The sequence below is a fragment of the Brachybacterium sp. HMSC06H03 genome (genome assembly GCF_001807385.1).
In the GTDB taxonomy this organism is placed as follows: Bacteria; Actinomycetota; Actinomycetes; order Actinomycetales; family Dermabacteraceae; genus Brachybacterium; species Brachybacterium conglomeratum.
This window is the reverse complement of sequence record NZ_KV788846.1, coordinates 1-5,782: the sequence shown is the minus strand read 5'-3', so window position 1 is coordinate 5,782 and position 5,782 is coordinate 1. Positions and strand designations below refer to the sequence as shown.

3 protein-coding genes are annotated in these 5,782 nt (G+C 70.4%); 1 reads left to right on the top strand and 2 read right to left on the bottom strand.

Going from position 1 to position 5,782, the window contains the following annotated elements; genetic code table 11:
- Positions 1-55 precede the first annotated feature (55 nt).
- Entirely contained in the window at positions 56-1,552 is a 1,497-nt protein-coding gene (locus HMPREF3159_RS10735; RefSeq protein ID WP_070501020.1) for a CoA-acylating methylmalonate-semialdehyde dehydrogenase, read from the bottom strand.
- Positions 1,553-1,706: 154 nt separating this feature from the next.
- Positions 1,707-3,671: a 3D-(3,5/4)-trihydroxycyclohexane-1,2-dione acylhydrolase (decyclizing) gene (iolD, locus tag HMPREF3159_RS10730; protein WP_070501019.1), complete on the bottom strand. Its 1,965-nt coding sequence runs from the start codon at positions 3,669-3,671 to the stop codon at positions 1,707-1,709.
- A gap of 456 nt (positions 3,672-4,127) precedes the next feature.
- Here iolD and HMPREF3159_RS10725 point away from each other — a divergent pair, with 456 nt between their 5' ends.
- A complete protein-coding gene (locus HMPREF3159_RS10725; RefSeq protein ID WP_070501018.1) occupies positions 4,128-5,738 on the top strand; it encodes an MFS transporter in 1,611 nt (536 codons plus the stop codon).
- Positions 5,739-5,782: the final 44 nt, after the last annotated feature.

The following is a 5,782-nucleotide window of genomic DNA, read 5'->3' as shown; positions in this document are numbered from 1 at the left end:
CGGGCCGGGCGGCCGACGGGGGCCGCCCGGCCCCGTCGGCCTCCCGTGCGGCTGCTCAGTCGTGGGTCGGGAAGCTCATCGAGGACTCGACCGACTCGTTCTGCGAGGGCCAGCGGGTGGTGACGGCCTTCTGGCGGGTGTAGAAGGAGACGCCCTCGGGGCCGTGGGCGTGGTGCTCGCCGAACAGCGAGTCCTTCCAGCCGCCGAAGGAGTAGTAGCCCACCGGGGTCGGGATCGGCACGTTGATGCCGATCATGCCCACCTGGATCTCGTCCTCGAAGCGGCGCGCGTAGTGGCCGGAGTCGGTGAAGATCGCGGTGCCATTGCCGAACGGCGAGGCGTTGACCAGGTCGATCGCCTCGTCGAAGTTGTTCACGTGCATCACCACGAGCACCGGGCCGAAGACCTCCTCGGTGTAGGTCGGGTGGTCCGCAGCGAGATCGGTGATGATCGTCGGCCCCACGAAGTTGCCGTTCTCGTGGCCCTCGACCACGAGCCCGCGCCCGTCGACGACGATGGTGGCGCCGGCCTGCTCGGCCTCGTCGGTCATGCGGATCACGCGCGCCTTCGCGTCGGGCGTGATGACCGGCGGCATGTCGGTCCTCTCGTCATCGCCCGGGCCGACCACGAGCTTCTCGGCCTCGGCCTTGATCGCGGCGAGGAACTCCTCGTGCACGTCGCCCACGGTCACCGCGACCGGGACGGCCATGCAGCGCTCGCCGGCGGAGCCGAAGGCGCCCGAGGCGACCTGCGCGGCGGCGAACTCGACGTTCGCATCCGGCATCACCACGGCGTGGTTGTTCGCGCCGCCGAGGGCCTGGACGCGCTTGCCGGCCGCGGAGGCGGTGGCGTGGACGTGCTTGGCGATCGGGGTGGAGCCGACGAAGGACACCCCCGCGATCCCATCGTGCGTGCACAGCGCGTCGACGACGGTCTTGCCACCGTGGACCACCTGGAACACGCCGTCGGGCAGCCCGGCCTCCTGGTAGAGGCGGGCGACGATGTTCGAGGCGGAGGGGTCGCGCTCGGAGGGCTTGAGGATGAAGGCGTTGCCGGTCGCGATCGCGATCGGGTGCATCCAGAAGGGCACCATCGCCGGGAAGTTGAAGGGGGTGATGCCGGCGACGACGCCGAGCGGCTGGCGCAGGGTGTGGCCGTCCACGCCGGTGGAGATGTTCTGGGAGAAGCCGCCCTTGAGGTCCTGCGTGATGGAGGTGGCGAACTCGAGCGTCTCCAGCCCGCGGGCGATCTCGCCCTTCGCGTCGCCGACGGTCTTGCCGTGCTCGCGGGAGATCACGACGGCGATCTCGTCGGTGTTCTCGATCATCAGCTGCCGCATGCGGTAGAGGATCTGGGTGCGCTTGGCGAGCGAGACCTTCGCCCACTCCTTCTGCGCGCGCCGGGCGACCTCGACGGCCTGGTCGACGGTGGAGGCGTCGCCGAGCTGCAGCGTGCCGACCTCGCCGCCGGTGGCGGGGTTCATGATCGGCTGGGTGGAGCCGGCGCCGGCGAGCTCGCGGCCGTCGATCCAGTGAGTGATCTCGTATCCCATGGTCTCTCTCCTCGGGGTGGGGTGTCGGGGTGGTCTTGTGGTGTGTCAGGAGGTGGGGCACTGCGCGAACTTCTGCGCTCCAGCCGTGACCTCAGGACGTATATGGAGTCGAGGTCACGCCCAGGACGCAGAATCGTGCGCGGCCTGGAACGGTTCAGAGGTAGTGGCGCTGCGGGGCGAGGTCCTGCTCGTACTGGACGCGGGCCTGCTGGGTGGACTCCAGGCGGGAGACGGCGCTGACCGGAACGTCCCACCAGCCGATCCCGGGCGGGTTCGGGCCGTACAGGTTCGTGTTGACCACGATCGCGGTCGCGTCCTCGGACTGCTCCGCGCGGCGGTACGCCTCGCGGAAGGACTCGGTGTCGGAGACCTCCTGCACCTCGAGGCCGTAGGAGCGGATGTTCGCGGGGATGTCGAAGGGGAGCTTGTCGCCGTCGAGCATCCCGCTGCTCTCGTCGCGCATGCGGTACTTGGTGCCGAAGCGCTGGCTGCCGTGAGACTCCGAGAGGGAGCCGATCGAGGACCAGCCGTGGTTCTGCAGGATCACGAGGATGACCTTCACGCGCTCGGCGACGATGGTCGCGATCTCCTGCGGCGCCATCTGGAAGGTGCCGTCGCCGATGATCGCGACGACCTCCGACTCCGGCGCGGCCATCTTCGCGCCGAGCGAGGCCGGCAGCTCGTAGCCCATGCAGGAGTATCCGTACTCGAGGTGGTACTGCTGCGGGGAGCGGGCCTTCCACAGCGCCTGCAGGTCGCCGGGCATGGACCCGGCGGCGTTGATGACGATGTCGGTGTCGCCCATCAGCTCGTTCAGCGCGCCGAAGATCTCGGTCTGGGCGGGCAGCTCCTGGTCGTGGGGCTGGAAGCAGGGTTCGACGAGCTGCTCCCAGTCGGCGCGGAGCTGCCTGGCCCGCTCGCCGTGCGCGGCGGGGGCCTGCCAGCCGGAGAGCCCGGCCTGAAGGGCGGCGAGGCCCTCGCGGGCGTCGGCCACCAGCATCGTCGCGGCGTGCTTCGCGGCGTCGAAGGCCTTGACGTTGAGGTTCACGAAGCGCACGTCGGGGTTGCGGAAGGCGGTGTGGGAGGCGGTGGTGAAGTCGGTGTAGCGGGTGCCCACGCCGATCACCACGTCGGCCTCGGCCGCGAGCGTGTTCGCCGCGTCGTTGCCGGTCGCGCCGACGCCGCCGATGCACAGCGGGTGGTCGGCGGTCAGCGCGCCCTTGCCGGCCTGGGTGTCCAGCACCGGGATGGCGGTCGCGTCGGTGAAGGCCGCGAGCGCCTCGCTCGCCTCGGAGTAGATCGCGCCGCCGCCGGCGATGACGACGGGGCGCTCCGCCCCGCGGATCACCTCGAGCGCGCGGTCCAGCGCCGCAGGCTCCGGCACGGGGCGGCCGACGTGCCAGGTGCGCTCGGCGAACAGCTCCGCGGGCCAGTCGTGCGCCTCGGCCTGCACGTCCTGGGGGAGGCAGATCGTCACGGCGCCGGTCTCGGCGGGGTCGGTGAGCACGCGCATCGCGGCCAGCAGCGAGGGGATCAGCTGCTCGGGCCGCCAGATGCGGTCGAAGTAGCGGGAGACGGGGCGGAAGGCGTCGTTGACGGTGACGTCCATGGCCCGCTCGTCCTCGAGCTGCTGCAGCACGGGGTCCACGGCGCGGTTGGCGAAGACGTCGCTGGGCAGGATCAGCACGGGGATCCGGTCGATGGTCGCCAGCGCCGCGCCGGTGACCATGTTCGTCGAGCCCGGGCCGATCGAAGCGGTGCATGCCATGGCCTGCAGACGGTTCTTCGTGCGCGCGTAGGCCACGGCCGTGTGGACCATGTTCTGCTCGTTGCGGGCCTGGTAATAGGGCATCTCCGCCTCGGCGGGGATAGCAGCCTCGGCGGGGGCGGGAGCCAGCGCGTTCTGCAGGAGCGCCTGGCCGACGCCCGCGACGTTGCCGTGGCCGAAGATGCCGAAGGCGCCGGGGATGAGACGCTGCCGCACGCCGTCGCGCTCGCTGTGCTGAGCGGCGAGGAAGCGCACCAGGGCCTGGGCGACGGTGAGCCGGATCGTGCCGGCGGGGGCCGACGATGCGCCGGCGCCCGACGCCGCGGCGGGGGCCGAAGGGTTCTCGCTCATGCTGCCTCCGTGATGCAGGCCCGCCGCACGATGGGGCGGGGAGGTCGGACCCGCCGTGCATGCCGGCGGGAGGTCGTCGTCACTGCCGTGACCGCGCGGGGTCCACTCGACGGTGAGCTCGTGGGACAAGCATGGCCCGCGAGGCCGAACCTGTCAACACTTTGTCATGACAAGATTCCCCGCAGGCGCCTGCGGTAAAGCGCCAGGTAGGCGCGATCCGTGCTCGCCGGCTCGGGCCGAACTGCCCTTCCTCGAGCCCGGATCCTGTGTTAGCTTGCCGTCTCGTCAGTATTGTTCGGTCATTAAGACAGGACAATCAAGCCTCTCCCGCGCTCCTCCGCCCTGACATATCCGGGCGCCGCGGATCGACGGGGAGCGACCCCGCACAGCGCGCAGGTGCCCGGCGGCACCGCGCACCGGCGCCCCGGCGTCGGTCTCAGGTTCCAAGGAGGGAACATGAGCCTCACCCCGTCGCACTCCACCCAGAGATTACGCGAGCTGGTCGCGAAGACCCCCGCCTCCGGGAAGAAGCGCTCGATCGGATTCCTCGCCGTCGTCGCCTGCCTCGGCGGCTTCCTCTTCGGCTACGACACCGGCGTGATCTCCGGCGCCCTGCCCTACATGCACCTGCCCTCCGAGGCGGGCGGCCTCGCCCTGACCTCCCTCGAGGAGGGTCTGATCGGCGGTTTCCTGCTGTTCGGGTGCGCCGTCGGCGCGATCGTGGGCGGCCGCCTCTCGGACCGCTTTGGCCGACGCCACAACATCCTGCTGCTCGCGGTGCTCTTCTTCGTCGGCGCCGTCGGCTGCGTCCTCGCCCCGAACATCGTCCTGATGTACATCGCCCGCTTCGTGCTGGGCCTCGCCGTCGGAGGCGCCTCCACCACCGTGCCGGTCTACCTCTCCGAGTCCGCGCCCAAGGAGCAGCGCGGCATGCTCGTCGCGGTCGACCAGCTCATGATCGTCACCGGCCAGCTCGCCGCCTTCGCCTTCAACGCCGTGATCGCCTCGCTGCAGGGCGGGCCCCAGGCCGTCGTCGAGAACGACCCCTCCGGCACCTACCAGGCAGGGGAGACGGTCTCCTGGGACCTGCTCGCCGGCATCGCCGGGGTCAGCGTCTCCGAGGGCAACGGCCACGCCTGGCGCTACATGCTCGTGCTCTGCTCGATCCCCGCGATCGCGCTGTGGATCGGGATCCGTCTGATGCCGGAGTCCGCCCGCTGGCACGTCAGCCGCGGCGAGCTCGAGGAGGCGATCGGCTCCCTCAAGCGGCTGCGCATCGAGGGCAGGCACGACGTCCTCGTCGAGGTCGCCGAGATGGAGGAGGCCCGCCGCCTCGAGGCCAAACGGGAGAAGCTCAGCCTGCGCGCCGGCTTCAGGGTCCCGTGGCTGCGCTCGATCATCATCTTCGGCGGCACCTTCGCGATCCTGCAGCAGCTCACCGGCGTGAACACGATGATGTACTACGCCCCGAAGGTGCTGATGGCGGCCGGCTTCGACTCGCAGGCCTCGATCATCCTCAACGTTTTCACCGGCGTCGCCTCCGTGATCGGCTCCGCCGCGGGCCTGCTCGCGCTGCGCCGCTTCGGCCGACGCCAGGTGCTGCTCGTGGGCCAGGCGATCCTCACCCTGTCCCTCATCGCGATGACCGCGATATTTCTGCTCGGCATCAACCCGTACATCAACCTCGACGGCACCGTCTCGCCGGACATCCCCGGCTTCGTCCCGTATCTCGTCGTGGTCGTGATCGTGCTGTTCATGCTCGGCATGCAGTCGGGCCCCGGCCCGGTCATGTGGGTGATGCTCTCGGAGATCTTCCCGGCCTCGATCCGCGGCGCCGCCAACGGCTTCGCCGTCATGCTCCTGTGGCTGGCGAACATGCTGGTCACGGTCACCTTCCCGGTCCTGATGGACGGGGTCGGCCCGGTGTTCACCTACGGCCTGTTCGCCGCGATCAACATCTTCGCCGTCACCTGGTACTACCTGCGGGTGCCGGAGACGCGGAAGTTCACCCTCGAGCGCATCGAATGGGAGTTCCGCGAGGCCGGCGGCGTCATCCGCCTGCGCTGACGGCGTGGCGGGCCGGCCGCGCGTCGGTCGCGCCCGGCCCGGCG

Bases quoted from the DNA above. Each gene is read 5' to 3' on its own strand.
- HMPREF3159_RS10735 (WP_070501020.1), bottom strand. From the start codon at position 1,552: ATGGGATACGAGATCACTCACTGGATCGACGGCCGCGAGCTCGCCGGC.
- iolD (WP_070501019.1), bottom strand. From the start codon at position 3,671: ATGAGCGAGAACCCTTCGGCCCCCGCCGCGGCGTCGGGCGCCGGCGCA.
- HMPREF3159_RS10725 (WP_070501018.1), top strand. From the start codon at position 4,128: ATGAGCCTCACCCCGTCGCACTCCACCCAGAGATTACGCGAGCTGGTC.